Genomic DNA, 18,658 nt, shown 5'->3' with positions numbered 1-18,658 from the left:
GGAGCTCAGATGGTCTTGCGCAGCGTCAGCCGGAAATAGAGTTCGACGTCGCGCTGGATCGGCGTGACGCGTTCGAGCGGCCGACCGATGCCGCCCTCGAGCGAGGCCCATTCGATCGGCCGCCAGATCAGGCCGGCGCCGAGCGAGGTCGCACGCATGGTGGTCGTGGCGTTGAGATAGGTCTGGCCGTGATCGAGGAAGACGAAGGCCTCGAACTGCTTCAGCGGATCGGGCAGAAGGTAATGCAATTCGGCCTGGCCGTAGAAGCCCGAGTTGCCGAAGGCGGCGCCGATCGGATAGCCGCGCACTGTCGTCGGCCCGCCGATCTGGAATATCTGGTCGCCCGGCAGCAGCGTCTCGTTGGTATACTGCCAGCCGCCGGTGAGGGAGCTGTAAATATCGTCCGTCAGGCGCCAGACCGAGGCCGTGTTGCCGGTCCAGATCGTGAAGTTGCGCTTCACGCCCGAAAGCTTGTCCTCATGATCGACCTGGGTCCAGTTCCCGGTCGAGGAATGCGTCAGGTTCGGCAGCGTCACGTTCAGCGAGAGGCCGGCCAGGCTGCGGGTGTAGCTGCTTTCGACGGTCGCGATGTCGAGCTGCTTGCTGCGGCCGCGGCCGAGGCCGAGCCCGCCCGTCGCCTGCAGCAGGATGGCGTCCGTGGCGAAGATCGGCTGCGACAGCGTCAGCGCGCCGCTCTCCGAAATGCCCTCCGGCCGCAACTCGCGGATCGCGCCGTTGACGATGTGATAGGCCGAGCGCGTGAAGCTGACGCCGAGCCGCGTGCCCCAGGGCGAGACCGGAAGCGTGTAGCTGCCGCTGCCGAGGATGCTGCCGCGCGCCCGCGAGCCATAGAGCACCAGCCTGTCGTCGATGCCGAGCAGGTTGTGATGGCGCAGGAACAGGGTGCCCTGATAGCGCCCGGTCGAAAGCACGCCCTGATTGTCGTAGGAGAACTGGACGACATTGCGCGCCGGCTCGGTGACGGCGAGATCGAGATCGGTCAGGCCGAAGCTCGCACCGGCGGAGAGCTGGGCCCGGATCTGCAGTTCGTTGAGCCGGTTGAAGATCGAGACGGAGCGGTTGAGGGCCGGCGCGTCGACGACGGCGCCTTCCGTGACCGGCACCTGCGAGCGGATATACCAGGGCCAGGTCTGCAAAGGATGAGTCTGCAAGGGAGAGGTCTGGACCGCGCCGGAGATGGCGACCTTGCCGACACGGCCTTCGACGAGCTGGACCTTCAGGACGCCGCCGTCGAGCTTCTGCGGCGGCAGCACGGCGCTGGCCGTAACCTGCCCCTTCTCGGCATAGAGGTCGTTGACCTCCTGGACGAGCTTGCCAATGCCTGCGAGATCCAGTTTTCGGCCGACATAGCGCGCCCGGATCGCGTCGAGCTCGGCCGGCTTCAGAAAATGCGACTCGCCGAAGTCGATCCGCTTCAGCAGGACGGTCGCGCCGCCGGCCGGGAATTCGAGCCGCGGCCCGGGCGTCGGCGCGATCACCGCCGGGCCGCGCTGACGCTGCGGGGCCGTTTCACGCTCGATCTCGCGCCGCTGCCGCGCGGCCTCGTTCTCCAGCGTCTGCGGTAGGACCTGCGCAAATGCCGGCCCCGTCAGCCAGCTCGTCGCGACAGCAAGGACGACAAGGCTGGCTAGGCTTTTCGTCCGGCTCAAGGCTGCTCCTCGACACCGTCGAGATTGACCAGCTGTTCGATCGGCGTACCCGATCCGAAGGACGGCGCGCCGACCTCGGGGGCGCTACGCCAGCGGCCATCCGCTCCCAGCACGAAGCGGCGCGCGACCTCGCCGAAGCTGGGGCCCGTCGGCAGCACCACGCCAAGCCGCGCCATCTCGCGGGTCAGCGAGCCGCCGCTGGAGGGCGGCACGTCGACGACGTCGGAATCGGCCTCGATGATGAAGGCGTTCGTCGTCAGCCGCTTGCCTGCGATATCGAGCCAGAAGGGCCGCCCCCTCGAATAGAGCTGCACGTCATAGCCGCCGACCGGACGCAGGCTGCGGTTGTCAGTGAGGATCGTCATCGTCGGCGTCGTCATCCGCAAGGCGCCGGGCACGAAAGCCTCCGAGATGGCGAAGTCCCTCGCGCTCGTCGCGAGCAGGCCTTCGACGCTGGCGAAGCTGCCAATCCGGAAGCGCTGCGCATCGATGTCGAGATCGACCTCGCTGGCGGCGCGCTCGCGGAAGCCGCCGATGTCGAGCGCCAGCGGCAGCGCCGCGCCGGCGGGCAGCTGGACGATGTCGGCGGCGATCCGCGTGCCCAGGATGACGATGCTGTCGCCCGCGCCGAAGCGGCCGAGCCGGACCTCGTCCGGAGCTTTGATGACAGCCTCCCGCGCGGCACCGACGTTGATGGCGATCGAACCCTGGCCGCTGCGACCGGCCTGCAGCGTCAGCAGATCGGTCGCGACGATCCGCGCGCCGACGATGTCGCCATCGGCAGCGATCGTCGCCGAGCGGCCGGCATCGACGAGATCGAAACGAAGGCTGCGCCCCTGCAGCTCGGCATCGCGCCCGCTGGCCACGCTCCCGACCAGCAACCCACCGGCCGCGGACTGCAGCGCTACATACATCCCGCCCCTCACCTTCGCTATGGCGAGATCGCCCAGCGACCGCACCGCCACGGCGCCGGCCGCGTCCAGGCTTTCACCGCGAACAGCACCGCCCTGCGACGCGATGGCGATCCCCCCGGCCTGCGTCGAGGCGCTGCCGAGGGCGATGCCGCCACCGGCCGAAAGATCGAGATCCTGTTCCGCCGCCAGGCTGCCGGCTGCGATGGAGCCGCCCGCCGCGAGGCGTGCCGAAGCGCCGCTGGCGAGCCGGACGACCGAGAGATCGGTCGCAGCCCGCAGCGACGCGTTGCCGCTGGCATCGATCGTGGTGAGCGAGAGTGCAGCTGCCGCCGAAGTCGCGTCGAGATGGCGCGCGCTCAGCGCGCCGGACGAGAGCGCGCCGGACGCGACGAGCGACGCATCGCCCGCAGCCATGAGCGCATTCAGCGTGATCCCGGACGCCAGCGAGGTCGCGCGGAAGCCGCCATTGCCAGCGGTGACGACGCCGAGGGCAACAGGGCCAGCTGCCTCGACCGTACCGCCCGCGCCGGCATTCACCGTGACGGCCGTCACGGCGCCGCCGCTCGAACGCATGGCGAGGTCTGTCCCCGCATCCACCGTATCCACGTCAATCGCGCCGGCTGCCCGCAGTGCGAGCGCGCCATTTGCCGAAAGCGAGGTCGCCGTGATGGAATCCGCCGACGAGGTGGCGGCGAAGTCGCCGCCCGCCGCACCGGCAGCGCGGAGCGTGATCGCGCCCGAAGCCACCAGCGTCGCGTTGCCGCCCGCGCTCAGGCTGCCGAGATCGAGCGTGCCGCCGCTGGCGGTGATGTTCGCGGCGTCTCCAGCCGTCACCGCGCCCGCGACCGAGACCGAAGTCGCGGCCGCCAATGCCACGGAGCCGGCGGCCTCGACGGAGGCCGCGCTCACGCCCGCTCCCGTCGAGTTCAGCGAGACGCTGCCGAGCCGGCTCGAGACCGCGTCGAGCGAGAGGGCCGCCGAGGAGGACAGGGTAAGCGAGCCGCCGGCATCGATGCTGCCCGCGCCGATGCCGGCGCCGGTCGAGGTGATCGAAAGGTTGCCCGCCGTGGTTTCGGCGGAGCCGAGGGTCACCGCGCCGGAGGCTGCGAGCGTCGCACCGGTGCCGGCGCGGACGCTACCGAGGCCGAGCGTGCCATGGCTGGCCGTGACGCTGGCAGCGCTGCCGGCGGTCAGGCCGCTCGTCACGGAGACGAAGGTCGCAGCGCTCAGCGTCGCAGCGCCGGCTGCGTCGATGCTGCCCGCGCCGATGCCGGCGCCGGTCGAAGTGATCGAGAGGCTGCCCGTCGTCGTCCTGGCCGAGGTGATGGTGATCGCCCCCGTCGCCTCGAGCGAGGTCGAACCACCGGCCATGAGCGTGCCGAGAGTGAGCGTGCCGTTGCTGGTCGTGAGCGTGGCGCCGCCGCCGCTCGTGGCGCCATCGACGGAGAGGTTGCCCCCGGCGCCGAGGCGCAAGACGCCGGCATCGACCGCGAGGCTGGTCGCATGCGTCGCGCCGGCGGTCGACAGATAGACGCCGCCGGTGAGGCTGCTCGCGGAAAGGCTTGGCGCGGCGAAGGCCAGCGCCGTGCTTGCGGTGCCGATGCCGCTGCCCGCGGCCAGCGCGATGACGCCGCCGGTCTGGCGGGCATCGAGCCCGGCGGCGCTGTCGCCATTGCTCAGGATAGCGCCCGCGGCGGTCAATGCGATCGAGGAAGCGCCGGCCGAGGGCACGAAGCTGCTGGCGATGCTGCCGACGACGATATCGGCGCCCGAGGCGAGCGCGATGCGCCCGGTAGCCGTGATGTCGGCTCCGCTCGCCATGCCGATGCGGGCACCCGTCAGCGAGACCGCGCCGCTGCCGGAGCGCGCATGGCCGAGCACGTCGATCGCGCCATCGGCCAGTACGCTCAACCCGTCATCGGCCGCGAGCGTGCCGATGCGCAAGGCGGCGGGGGCCTGGCCGGCGATGGCGGGGCCGGCGAGCCAGGCGGAGCCCCCGATGCTGCCGGAGATGTCGCCGCTCGAGCCAACCTGCAGGCCAAGCGCGGCCGAAGGCGAGCCGACATCGCCCGCAGCGTTCAGCCTGATCGAGCTCGCCGAAATCGCGACGCCCGGGAGATAGCCCCGGATGCCGCCATTGCGGGCCGTGAGCGAGGCCGTGCCGGAGGCGAAGATGCGGCCGATCTCGGCGGTGCCGGCATTGGCGACGAGATAGGCGTCGCCGGCCGCAGCCGAGGCCGAGACCAGCCGGCCGCCGATCTGGTAGGTCAGCGGCGTCGTGGCCGAGCCGATGCCGCCGCCGCCAGCGACGAGGATGAGATCGCCGTTGGTCTGGATCTGGACCGGGCCGCGCGGCGTCGTGCCGTCGGCCTGCATCCCGACGACGATGCCCTGCGGCGCCTGCAGGCTGACCGTGCCCGTGGCCGTGATGGCGCCGAGCGTCAGCGTCGCGCCGGCCGAACGCGGCGTCGTGCTCGACTGCACGTTCGTCGTCGCCTGCACATAGACGTCGCCCTGCGCCGAGGCCGAGAAGGTGCCGGTCGCATTGATGAAGAGCGGCGCCGTCTGCTTGACGTCGACGCGGGTCAGCGTGACGCCGGCGGGCACGTTCTGGAGATCGGTGACCTCGACGAGGCTGCCGTCGGAGCGCTGGCCCATGATCTTGACGGTGCCGGGCGTCGTCGCGACCGAGAGCGCGGCGAGTTGGGCGTCGCTGATCGAGCCGTTGCGGATGCCGTCCAGCGAGACCTGCATGTCCGGCGCGAGCGAGCCGATACTGCCGGCAATGTTGAGCGTCACGTCATGGCCGACGACCAGGGCGGTGCCGTTGCCGACGACGCCGGAGGCCGGCTGCAGCGCCGACTGATTGATCGCCGAGACGAGCTGGCGGTCGGTCCAGGCAGCGTCGCCGGCGATGCGGCCGGCGATCCCCGCCGCCGCATCGGCATTGGTCGTGCGGAAGCTGAAATTGTTCTCCAGCGTGGCAGCATTGAAGCGCGCCTGCGTCGACCAGCCGTCGCCATAGGCGGCCTTGAAGGCGCCGGCATAGGCATTGTAGCGGTCGATGGCGTAGGCCTTGACCTCCAGAGAGGAGGCCGTCCTCCCGAGTGCGGCATCGGCGAAGGCCTGGTAGAGCGCGACCGCATTGTCGTTCAGCGTGAAGACGCCGTTCGCGTCGACGCTGCCGTTGCGGATCAGCGCGGAATAGAGGCCATAGGCCTGCGTCACCTGAGCCTCGAAGGCGGCGATGCTGGCCTGGGCCGCCGTGTCGGCGCCATCGGCCGTGGTCAGCTTGAGCGCGCGCGAGACCTGCGAGAGCTGCTCGGCGCTCAGCGCCTGGGCCGAGGTCTGGCCCGTGGCCGAGACCAGCCGGCCGGCAGTGACGTCGATCCGGACGTCGCCGGCCTCACTCTTGATCTCGCCGACGCGGAGATCGCTCGCGAGCTGCGCGATGCCGATGTCGCCGAGCGCCGAGACGTTGACCACACCGTCGACATAGGAGCCGTTCGGCAGCCGCGTCGCGACGGCGCGCAGCTTCATCAGGTTAGTGAGCGAGCCGATGCTGCCGTTCTCGCTCGCCAGCGTGATGTTGCGGCCGACCACATTCGCGTTGGCCGAGGCCGCGGCCTCGAGGCTGCCGGTGGCGCGGACATTGATGTCACCATAGGCGTTCGCCGTCTGATCGGCCCGCAGCGCCAGGACACGGGCGCTGCCGGTGATGTCGAGGTTGATGCCGCCGCTGCCGGTGACGGCGCTGAGCTCGGCGCCGCTGGTCAGCGTGGCCTTGATCGCCGCCGATTGCGTGCCGATCGAGTCACGCGCGGTCAGGTTCAGGTTGTTGCTGAGGATCGTGGCGTTGTTCGTCTGGGTGAAGCTGCCGCCCGAGGCGACGATCGTCGTCGTGCCGCTCGGATTGACGATGGTGCCGTTCTGCAGGACGGAGCCGTTCGAGGTGATGTTGACGCGGCCGGCGGCGTTGCCGGCGAAGCTGATGTCGAAGGGGTTGTCCGCCTTGACCGAAGCGGTGACCTGCACGAAGGCGCGGGTCACCATCTGATAGTTCCAGATGGCCTGCCCCGCGCCGGGCTGAGCGACGAAATCGCGGTCGCAATGGTTGATCGCCTGCAGATTGCAGCCGCTGTAATGCGCCTCGTTGTTAATGAAGTCGAGTTGGCCGCCGGTGATCTCCTGCGTCATCCCGACGCCGACGAGGCTGCGGTCGTTCGTGACCCGGCCCGACACGCCACCGCTCGGAGCCTGCGCGTTGCGCGACCACCAGTACATCCAGTCCGCGCCCGGATTTGTGCTGGGGGACTGGGCGTCGACATAGATCCAGGGGTTGCTCGACGTGCCGGAATCGTAGCGCCAGTACGACACGAGATCGCGGACCTGGGTGGTCTGCGGGGTCAGCCCCTCCTTCTGAAGCAGGATCTGCTGCGTCCACTCATAGCGCGTGCCGGCGACGGGATTGTACTCCGTCAGGGAGCCTGCGGTGAAGGTGTACGGAGTCGCGCCCTGCGCCGGCAGGGCGCCGTTCCACGTCTTGTAGGTGGCGATGCCGACGCCCGGCGTATAGGCGTAGATCGTCGTGTTCGGCCCATCCGTGACAAGCCGGTCGATGATCGTGATCTTGCTGACGCTCGCGGCGACGCCGACGCCTGTGCCGGTATTGACGCGGTTGACGACGAGGTCGAGCCCGGAGGTGTTGTTCAGGCTGACATCGCCGAAGCCGCCATTGATCTTGATCGAGCCGAGGGTGTTGGTGCTGATGATCTGGCCGTCGAGCAGCACCGAGCCGCCACCCGAGGAGGCATTGACGTCCCAGAGGACCAGGCGATCGTTGGCGAGATCGTAGTATAGCGGGACCGCGCTCTGGTTTGCCCAGGCGCCGCCCAAGGCCTCCTTGAGGCCGACTTCGACATAGCCGCGATCGAGGTAATACTGGCGCGAGTTCCGAAGGCTCGCGGCCATGCCGCCATCGACCGTTCCCGACCAGTTGGTGATGCGTCCCGCCTCGATCGAGGCGTTGATGTTGATCGTCGTCGCCTTGATCGCGACCTGGGAGCCGTAGATCTTGGTGCCGCCGCCCTCGGCCACCGGGTTGCTCGTCCGGTAGGTCTCCATCGTCGGAATGACCATGAAGCGGATGTTGTTGCCCATGTCATAGCCGCCGGTGCAGGCGTAGCCGGCATCGCCGATATAGCCGATGCAGTTGCCGTAGAACTGCATCGAGAAGTTGCGCGTCGTGCCCTCGTCCTGCTTGCCGTAGAGGAAGTAGTTCAGGTTGGCCGCGCCCTGGCCGGCAGCGAGCGCGTTGGCGGCGGCGAAGACCGCCTGGTCGACGTTGAGGGCGTCGCCCGGACCGCCCCCTGGATAGTAGATGGCGGATGCGTACTCCGACTGCGGCGTCGCGCCGGCATTGTACATGCCGTTCGGCCCGTTCGAGGAGACCACCACTGCTCCGTTCGGCACGGTGGTGTTGAACTGCAGGGCGTCGATGCGCTGGCCGGAGAAGCCAAAGGACCCTTGCGTGTTGTTGAGCGAGACCACGCCGGAGAGATTGGTGATGTCCCCGCCGATCAGCAGCCCCGGACCCTTGCCGCTGGCGTCGAGAGCGCCGGTATAGCTGTTGTCGATGGTGATGACCGGCGTCGCGTCGGGATTGCTGTGGCGCGTCAGCGAGCCGGTGGAGCCGACGATCTGGCCGCCGGTCGTCTCGGGAATATAGGCACCGCCATCGAGGATGAGATAGGCGTTGCTGCGGTTGATGACGGTGATCGAGGGACCGCCCCTGGCGGTCAGCGTGCCGGTGCCCTGAACCGAGCTGCCATTGACATAGACGTTGCCGCCCGCCGCGTAGAGCTGGGTCAGGCGTACCGCCTTGACCGGCGAGGAGCTGACGCCGGAGATCAGGGTCGGGGCGACGGTCGGGTCGTAATTGGCGTTGACGTAGCCGACGGCGTCGAAGGCGGTGCTGTAACCCGCGGTGACGGGCGCGCCGCTGACGAAGCGGATCGTCGGCGTCTCGTTCGGGCCGCACTGCACCGAGGCGTTGGCGCCGCAGCCGATCTCGATGCGCTGCGTGTTGTAGATGCCGGCCGTCGCGGTGCCGTTCATCACCAGCGTCGAGGTCGAGGAAAAGCCGGGGCTGCTCGAGCCCGCCGTCACCGGGATGAAGTAGAGCTGGTAGCCATGACCGGTGCCGTCGGCGCGGGCGTTGATTAGCCCGTCATAGGCGCCGAGCGTGACGTTCTGCGCGCTGGAGATGGTGGCGCCGCTGCCGATATCGACCTTGGCGTGGTTCTGCAGGTTGGTCGAGGCGTCGGCGTCGGGCACGGCGATCAGGCCGCGGACATAGCCGAGCGCCGTCGCATTGCCCGTGAGGCTGTTGCTGCGCTGGCCCGAACCGTCGCGGCCGGCCGTGACGTTGACGTCGTAGAGACCGAGCAGAGCCGAATTGGCGCCGACCGTCACATCGTTGTCGGTGCGGATCGCGACATCCGCATCGGCCATGCCGACGCCGGCGAGACCGTAGGTGCTGACATAGGCGTTCGCCCGGACATTCGCGACCGTATAGCTGCCGAGATTGATGACGCCGTAGGAGTTCAGCGCGTTGCGCTGGCCGAGCGTCACCGCATTGTCGACATCCGCCCTGTAGCGCGCGGATACGCCGGCGCCCTGCAGCAGGCCACCGGTCGTCAGCGTCGCCGTGTCCTTGCCGGTCAGCTCGCTCCAGGCCTGGATCAGGATAGAGCCGGGCGCCGCCGTGGGGCTCGCGCCGCCGGCGAGGGCAACGTCGTCGCCGAGCACGACGCGCGAGGTGCCGTCGATCTCGGTCGTCGAGGTCGCGCCGGCGCCGTTGATGCCGCCGCCGGCGGCAGCCTGCACGGAGTCGCCGAGGTCGAGCTGGGTGAAGACGATCTGGCTGGTCAGCGAGATCGCCTGCAGGCAGCTCGTGAGATAGCAGCCCGCCGTGCCCGGGCCGGAGGCGCCGATGATGCCGCCGGCGCCGACCGAGGTCAGCACGTCGACATCGGCGCTGTTCCTCGCCAGCGAGGCGCTGGCGCCGAGCGCTGCGGCCTGCAGGCTGTCGACGAGCGAGGCGTAGCGCGTCGTGTGGCTCGCGGCGACCGTGACGAGGCCAGTGCTGACCCTTGCATTGGCGCCGACCGATGCGGTCACGCTGGACGTGTTGGAGGTCGAACCCGTGGCGCCCGAGCCGGCATAGAGGCCGCCGCTGCCGGCCTCGGCATGGACGATCTGGACGTCGCTTCCGGTCGCGCTGAGCGTGAAGGTGCCGGCGCCCGACGCGGCCATGGTGACGCCGGTGCCGGTGGAAGCGGTGGTGTGCGTCTCTGCATCCGCCTGCGCGTTGACGGTGCCGATGGCGGCCGTGCCGGCGACGGTGACGCCGGTGGCGGTCGCGCCCTGAGCGGTGGTGTTGGTCGCGGCGATCCTGACCGTGCCGATCGACAGGCGGACATAGTCGCCGACCTCGGCCGTGACCGAGCTGGTGTTGAGCGCCCGCGCATCGGTGCCGACGGCGCTGACGTAATAGGCGCCGGAACCGGCGATCGCCGAGGCCGAGGCCGACATGCCGCCACGGGCGAAGCCGTCCGTATTGTCGTCGAGCTCGGTCGCATTGCCGAGCGCGGTGCCGAAGATCGAGCCCGTCGCCAGCACGGAGAGCGTGCCCGCGGTGAACTGGCTCGCCGGCAGGCTGGCATTGCCCTCGATGGCGGCGCGCAGGGTCGGATTCACCGCGGCCTTTGCGATGGCCGCGCCGACGGCGAGCGCGCCGGAGACGGCGACGCCCTCGGCCGAGGCCTTGGCGTCCGGCGAGGCCGTCGCCTGGAGCGTGATCGTGCCCGTGCCGACATTGGCGCTGGCGCCCGCGCCGATCACGGCGGTGACGTTGGTGCTGTCGGTGGCGTTCGCTTCCGCGCCCGCGCCCGCCGCGAGCAGGCCGCCGACGCCGGCGACCGCGGCGGCATAGGCCGCGCCCGTGCTGCTCGCGCCGATGGTCAGCCCCGTGCCGGTCAGGCTCGAGCCGGCGGCATAGGTCGCCTCGACGGTGCTGTCGGCGGTGCTGTCGGCGAGCGAAACACCGAGCGCGAGGCCGCCGGCCACCGTCGCGCCGAAGGCGTCCGAGCGGCTGGTCTGGCTGTTGCCGGCGCTGACCGTGGTCGCGCCGGTCACCGTGAGATTGCCGCCGAGCGTAGCCCTGACGGTGTTGACGATCGCGCCGTCCGCGACGGCCGCGCCGGCCGCCGCCGCGAGCGCGCCGGCGCCTGCCGTCGACTTCACGCGGGCTGCAGCGCCCGAGCCGTCGGTCGAATTCGCGCTGACCGCGATCGAGCCCGTGGTGACGGTGATCTGGTCAAGCCTGGCCGAGACGGCATCGCCGATATCGGTATAGGCCGTCGCGCCGCCGCCGCCGGCCGCACCACCGGCGCCGACGCCGGTGGCGACGTTGCTGGTCGTCGTACGCGACAGCGCCGAGACCGCGACCGAGCCGCTCGTAATGCTGCCGCCGGTGACGGTCGCGGCCGTGCGCGAGCCGACGGAATCGAGCATGGCGCTGGCGCTCTGCGAGGTCGGCGCGACGATGCGGCTGCGGTTGGCGACGAAGAAGCTGTACTGCTCGGCGGCGTAGGCGAGGACCTCGGCATCGCTCGCGGCGTGGCCGAGGCTGGCGGTCGCGTCGGAGCGATAGGCGGCGATGCCGGCCGCGTTCAGCGTCAGCGCGCCGTTGGCGACGGTTCCGTTGGCGAGCAGACGCGCATAGGCGTCGTTGGCGGCGCTGCGAATCTGGTCTTCGCTGGCGTTCGGGTTGGTCGCGGTCACCGTCTCGCGATAGGCGCTGATGCCAGCGTCGCTCAGGAGATAGGACACCGCGCCGCCGGTCAGAGCGGTGTAGCGCTGCGCCGCCCAGTTCCGGACCTGCGCATCGGTCGGGTTGGCGATGCCGAGCGCCGTCGCGGCGCTGCTGCGCAGGGCGGCAATGCCAGAACTCGTCAGGGTCAGCGCGCCGTTCGCGACGGTGCCGTTGGCAAGCAGTTGGTTGTAGTCCGCCTGCGCGGCATCGCGCAGCTCGGCGTCACTCATCGCGGCGCCGGCCGTGCCGCGATAGGTCCGGTAGGCGGAAAGCCCGCTCACGCTCAGCACGAGATCGGCATTGCCGGCGGTGAGCTGGTCGACCCGCGCGAGCGTGCCGTTGCCGCCGGCATTGAGCTCGGAGCCCGCTCCCGAGGGCGCGCCGGTGCCGACCGAGATCAGCGCGACCGCCGCGCCGATGCCAGCCGAGCTGCCGACGCCGTAGGTCTGCGTGTTCGCATCGACGTTGCGCTCGGAGGTCGCGGAGACCGAGACGGCGCCCGGCGCCGACAGCGTCGAGCCCGTGATGTCCGCGAGCACGCGGCTGTCGAGGCTGGCGATATTGGCGGCGGCACCCGCACCGAAGCCGCCATTGGCGCCGGCGGCCGTCGTCGCATTGATCGTGGACGTCTCGTTGGCGGTGACGCTGATACCGGCCGCGCTGGCGGGGCGCAGCGTCGCGTTGACGCCGTACAGCCCCGCGCGCGTCTCGTTCTCAACATCGACGAAGGAGACCATGCCGGCGACGCCGGCGAAGCCGCCGGCCGCGCCGCCTGCCGAGAGCGTCGTGAAATGGTTCATGCTGCGTGCCGCAGCGGCGAGCGCGCCGTTGAGATTGAGCACGGTCTGGCCGGAACCGCCACCGATGGTCGCCAGCGTGGTGTTGCGGCTGGCGCCGACCACGAAGGACGAGCCCATGGCGGCACCGCCGGCCGCGCCGGAGATGGCCTGCGCGTAGAATCCATTGCGGCTCTCGGCATTGACGGCGACGCGGCCGGCCGTGGCCAGGCCCTGATCGAGGGTCGCGGTCGTCGTCGCGGCGAAGCTGTTGACGACGCCGGAGGCGGCCGTGCCAGCAAAGCCCACCGCGAAGCCGAGCACATTGCTCGCCGCCGATTGCGAGGCGTTGGCGGCGATGTCGACCGCAGTGATACCGGCGCCGGTGAAGCCCGGCGTGGTCGTGCCGAGGGCGGAGCTCGTCAGCCCGGCATGGGTGCTGCGCTCCATGATCGTGTTGGCGTCGGCACCGGCCGCGGCTGCGCCGCCGATCGAGCCGACGGTGATGAAGGTCGCGGCGTAGGAATGGCTCGCGGCCTCGATCGTGACGGCGGTCGAATCCGTGCCGGTGAGGCGGGTGTTGACGCGGCTGTCGTCGATCGTCGCGCTGGTGCTGCCGGCAAGGACGTTGCGGATCGGCACGATCGCGATCGCGGCGGAGACCGGGAAGATCGCAAGGCCGCTGGTCACCGCATTCGACAGGATCGATTGCTGCGAGGTCGCGACGACGCCGAGCCCATGGATGCTGCGTGCCGCCATCGCCAGCGAGGGCCGGCCATCGGTCGGATCGTTGGCGGTCGTCAGATCGAAGGCCGAAACGAGCTGGCCGGCATTATAGCTCAGCGAGCCGCTGCCACCGGCGCGGGCATCGACGATGCTGTCGGCGCCGATCGAAGCGGTGGTCTCTCCGCCGATCGTGTTGTTGACGATGGAGAGCCCGCCCGCGACGCTGGGCGCGCCTGCGGTGACGCCGAGCGCATCGGCCCAGGCCGTGATGTGGTCGTTGTTGCCGGCGAACACGCCGAGATTATTGCTCGCGATGATGTCGGCGCCCGTCACCGTCGCGCCGACATCGGTGGCGACGCTGTTGTTCACGACAGCACCGGCGAGGCCGACATTGCGCGACATCGCCACGCCCATCGCGAAGGTGTCGATCGTCGCCGTCGAGCTGGCGCGCAGAACCGCGTCGCTGCTCGCGCGCAGGATCGCCCCGTCGACCTCGGTCGAAACCGTATTGGCGACATGGCTCTCGATGATGGAAAGCCCCGCTGCGGCAGCGCCGAAGCCGAGGCTGAGCGAGCCGGCGCCGCCGCGGATCGCGGAGCTCGTGGTGCTGGTGACCTCGATGATGCCGGCGTTGATGCTGGTGCCGGTCCCGCTGATGTGTGCGCGGGCGGCGTTCTCGATCGTCTGCAGCACGACTGAAGCCGTGCCGGCGAACTGGCCGGTCGCCGCGCCGAGCCCGACGGCGACGCCGGTCAGCGTCGCGCCATCCTGCGCCACGACGCTGACTCTGCCGGAGGCCGTGACAGTGGCGAAATCGATCGAGGCGAGGTGCGCTTGCGCGACCATGTTGTCGAGCAGCGCGACGCCGGCATTGTTGCGGCCGGCCTGGACCACGCCGGCGATGGCGAGGACCGCCGCGCCGTCCGGATTGGCCGTGCCACCATTGGCCGCCCTGCCGGAGAAGTCGACCTGCGAGGCGTCGGTCGACGAGACATCCTGGCGGCCGGCGATCAGGTCGTCATATTCCGTGATCCGGCTGCCATCGGCGAGCACGGTGACAGTGCCGCCGATGACCGAAACGGTCGCCAGCGCGCCGCTCGTGCCCGTGATCGCCGCGCTCGTCGTCGGCGTGACGCGGTTGATGACGAATGCGCCACCGAGCCCGTTGCCGCCGAGCCCGCCGGTCGCCGCCGAGGAAACGATGCGGCTGGCGTTCGTGGCGCGCACCTGCAGCGAATCGAGGCCGGTCAGGCTCGAGCGCAGGACCTTGGCGCTGACCGCCTCCTCGCCGTCGGGATCGCGGATGTCGGCATAGGTCAGCGCCATGCCGGCACCGACCTGGCCGCCGGCATAGCCGGCCCCGCCGCCGATGCCGATATCGGTGGTCTGGTAGGCGTTGATCCGCACGGCCTGCGAGGCGGAAAGGCCCTGCGTGGCCGACAGGCTGGAATCCGCGATGCTGGCGGCCACGCGGTTGGTCACGAGGCCGAGCGCGGCCGAGATCGCGATGGCGCCGCCATTCGAGCTCGCCCCGGCGACACCGAGCCCGACGACCGTCGCCCGCCCGCCGGCGACCGCCTGCACGGTGGTGTCGTAGACGCCGGTCAACTGCGAGCCGGCGATGCGCGCATCGGTGCTGTTGTCGAACTGGCCGATCGCGACCGCGCCGGCCAGCGCACCGCTGAGCGGGCTGTTGTTGCCGGCGAGGTTGATCGCGGCCGAACCCGCGCCGATCTCGGCGATGGTCGAGTTCAGCGCGGTGACGGTCGTCGTCAGGCCATTGACGCCCCTGGCGGCCAGCACCGCGTCGTCGATCCAGGCCGAGGTGCCGAGCGTCGTCAGCGCCAGGGAGGAGGCGCCGGAGGCGGTCAGGCTGACCGAGGAGGAGGTCTTGCGGTTGGAGGTCGCGATCGCGTCCTTGACGAAGTCGGGCGTGCCGGGCGGCAGGAAGTTCTCGAGACCGCCGCCGCCGACGCCGGCCGCCGCGCCTGCGGCGGAGGCGACGGTGATGCGGCCTTCGGTCATCGCCGTGACATCGACGGCGTTGGCCGTGATCAGGCCCTGCACGGCGCTGCCGGCCAGGCGGCCGTCCGAGAGATCGTCGCGATTGTCGCCGATATAGGCGCGGGTCACGGTGTTCGCGTCGAGCACCGCGACCGCGGCGCCGATCGCATTGGAACCACCTGCGACCAGCGCGCCGCTGAGGCCGAAGACCGAGACGAACTGGTCCGCTCTCACGGCAAGGTTCGTGGCCGTGATCGTCGCCTGATTGCTGATCGAGGCGACCGTGCGGTTGCTCAGGCCCGAGAGCGAGACGATGCCGTTGAGGCCGATCGTGCCGGCGGATTCGCCCGAGGTCGTCGCGATCACGAACATCTTGTCGCTGGTCACGGCCGTGACCGCGACGCCGGTCGCCTCGATGGTCACGCCGGCCGCGATGGCGGCGACAGTCTCGCTGTTGCGGCCGATGTTCAGCATCGAGCCGCCGACCGCCGAGCCGTTGCCGGTCGTGCCGCCGAGGAAGGCGAAGTTGCCGCCGACGTCGATGCTGTGCGTCACCGTGTCGGCATCGACATGGACGGCCTGGTCCCAGCTCTGCTGGTAGTTGTAGTCGAGCTGCGTCGACCAGGCGCCGGCGTAGCCGGTCTGCTTCAATCGGGCGCCGCTGGCGATGTAGGCCGAGCTCTCGTTCTCGACGCGGAAATAGTTGATCGCGCCGGCGAGGCCGAGCTGCTCGGCCTGGCTGGAGGCGTTGGCATAGGTCGTCAGGATATTGTTGACGACGCCCATATTGCCGTTGATGTGCGAGAAAGCCTCGCCGAGCCCGCCCCAGTTCTCCCAGGTGTTGGCGATCGGCATCTCGTTGAGCGCGGCGACCCCGATATGCCCGGCCTCGATGGTGACGCCCGAGCCGATCGAGGCGGTCGCGTTGTGCTTGAACTCGCCGACGCCGATGCCGAATGAGACCGAGATCTGTGCGCTCGGGTTCGCCGCGGTCGGGTCCTTGGAGTTCGAGTTGGTCGAGCTGTCGGCGATGACGCGCACGGCGAAATCGCGCTGGCGTGCCGCAGCGACCACGTCTCCGGAGGCATAGATCGAAGGCGCGTTGGCGCCGGCATCGGCGGCGATCGCGGCATTGGCGCTGAGATCGCTGTTGGCGACGGCGATCGCGCTGCCGACCTTGGCCGGCACGCTGCTGCTACCCGTCTTCAGCGTGCCGAAGATCTGGGTCAGGAGATCCGAGACGGTGGAGCCCTGCAGGCCGGCGTTGAAGAGGGTGTTGTTGCCGACCGTGGTCGAAGCGCTGGTCGCATTTTTCTCGGTGTCGGACGTCGCCTGCACCTTCAGGCCACCAACCTTGGCGCCGCTCGTGCCAAGCGAGGCGCCGAACTGCGCATCGGCGCTCGCCTTGTAGTCGGAATAGGCGAAGGCGATGCCGCCGACGCTGCCGGCCGAGGCTATCGCCGTGGCCGAGGTCGAGAAGGTGTTCGAGTTGCCCGCGGAGACGTTGACGTTGCTGGTGCTGGCGCCGGTGATGATGGCGCCGGAGTGGACCTTGGCCGAAGTCGCAACATCGACCGCGCCATAGGCGACGGTCGCCGCGACGAGGCTCGAGCCGGTCGTCACCGTCAGCGCCGTCGCCATCAGATTGACGTCGTTGAAGGCGTTGACGTCGAGATTGCGCCCGACGGTGATCTTGGCGCCGGAGGCGACGTCGGCCTTCACCTCGCCCGAGATTTCCGCGATCGAGACCGCCGCGCCCCAGGGGAAATTGCCCGAGATGGTGATGGCCGGCAGCGAGGCGTCCTGAACGCCATTGGCCAGGATCTTCACATCGCGCGTCGCGGTGATCTCGGCGCCGTCCTCGATCTCGACTTTCGCCGTGATGGTGCTGCCGACATAGGCGCCGTTCAGCCCGAACATCGCACCGCCGACCGTCTGAGCCGCCATCGCGGCAATCGCCCCCGCATTCGGGTCGATATAGGAAGAGACGGCCCGCGCATCGGCCGTCATCTTGATGTCCCGGCCCGTGATGGTGCCGGAGACCTTGATTCCGGCCGTCGCCGTGGCGAGGCCTGCGATGAGCGTCTGCGACTGGCTGGCCGTGAGCGTGACGTCGCCGGCCGAGAAGGCGGAGCCCGCGCTCACATCGGCCAGGAGCTGGCCCCGGACCGTGATGTTCGGCGCGATCAGCGTGATGTTGCCGGAGTTGCCGGTCGACGGATTGGCGAGCGAGAGCACGCCACCATTGGCCGTGCGGTCGAACTTGCGGGTGTCGATGATCCCGTCGCCGGCGATGGTGATGCTGTTGGTGGCCTCCAGCAGCGAGTCGGTGCCGTTGGTGATCATGTTGGCGCTGCCGCCGGTGCCGATCACGATATTGGCGGGATCGATGTAGAGCAGGCCGGCCTTGCCGTTGCGGGCCGACAGATCGACGTCGATGGCGCCGAGCGTGACCGTGTCCTTGGCGCTGAGCTCGAGGAAGCCGCCATCGCCGCTGGTGCCCGCGGTGCCCCGGAAGAGCGCGCCGCTCTCGACGTTCAGATTGGTGTCGGCGAAGACGATCGCGGAGCCGGCCTTGCCCGCCACGCCCTCCGCCGCGCTGACGTCGATCAGCGCCCCGCGCGCGATCGCGATCTCCGCCTGCGATGTGATCGAGACCTTGCCGCCCTCGGCCGTATTGACGGCAGCGGCGCCGGAACTCGCGTTGGCGAGAGCCGCCGCGGGCGCCATGCCGGTCGCGGTGATCTGCGCCGTCGCCGCTATGGTGGTTCCCTTGCCCGAGCGGATGGCGACGGTGCCGGCGGAACGGCGCGCCGTCGCATTGGCGCTGAGCCGCCCGGAAATGCTGGCGGTGCCAGCCGCGACGATCTCGATGCCGCCGCCCTTGCGCGCAACCATTGCGCCGCCATGGCTCAGCCCGGCCGTGTTGACGCTCTGGGCGAAGGCCGTCTGGTGGCGCCGGCGGCGCTCGCCGACATCGACGACGGCGGCGTTGGCCGTGATTTGGCCGGCGACGCTGACCGAGTAGCCGTTCAACGTGACGCCGCGGCGGGCATTGATCGTGCCGTCAACGACGATCCTGCCATCGGGCGAGATCGGCACGTCATTGGCCCGCAGCCGCGCCGCCAGCGCTTCGTTGACGACACCATTGGGCCCGATGACCTGGTCGAGGAACTCGCGCGTCGGCGTGTTGATCGTGAGCTGGCCGGTGTTGATGACGCCGCTCGGCCCGACCGTGAAGCCAGCCGAGTCGGAGAAGTAGACATGGCCGCCGATCTGGCCGTTTCGATAGGAATTCAGGATGCCGTTGACGACGACGGGGCCGTCCCGGACGATGTTGACGAGCGCGCCCGTATTCTGCGGCAGGTGCATATTGACGGTCGTGCCGGGCGCCTGCTCGAAGCGCGAGAAGGAGTTGTAGCCGGCGCGGCCGGAGACCGTCTGCGTCGTAATCGTCGTCGTCGTGCCGCTGACCGCGACATTGGTCTGCGTCCGCCCGTCAGGCGTGATGATGTTCTGCGCGAAGGCCGGCGCGTTCCAGAGCGCAAGCGCCATCGCCTGACCGACGAGGCAGCGCTGGCGCCAGGAGGCCAGGATCGAATCGCGGCCTGCCCTGCCTGCCACCATGCGCAAGGCCGCGCCGTTCGCCGCACTGACCGATACGGAACGTTCTGCGCGGCGGCGGGACAT

Annotated in this window: 2 protein-coding genes; both read right to left on the bottom strand. The window is 69.8% G+C overall.

What is annotated here, in order from left to right; all coding sequences use genetic code 11:
* Positions 1–5 precede the first annotated feature (5 nt).
* Positions 6–1,670, bottom strand: a complete 1,665-nt coding sequence (locus tag AC1RMY_RS15495; protein WP_492865892.1) for a ShlB/FhaC/HecB family hemolysin secretion/activation protein — start codon at positions 1,668–1,670, stop codon at positions 6–8.
* Positions 1,667–18,658 (bottom strand): leukotoxin LktA family filamentous adhesin, encoded by a 16,992-nt coding sequence (locus AC1RMY_RS15490; RefSeq protein ID WP_492865890.1) that lies wholly within the window; start codon positions 18,656–18,658, stop codon positions 1,667–1,669. Before AC1RMY_RS15490 ends, AC1RMY_RS15495 begins: the two co-directional genes overlap by 4 nt.

The organism is Allobosea sp. GW822-FHT03F07 (assembly GCF_058801345.1).
This window is presented reverse-complemented; position numbering and strand designations above follow the sequence as displayed.

What these genes read in the sequence shown, in the direction of transcription:
- AC1RMY_RS15490 (WP_492865890.1), bottom strand. Translation starts at nt 18,658, where the DNA reads ATGTCCCGCCGCCGCGCAGAACGTTCCGTATCGGTCAGTGCGGCGAAC.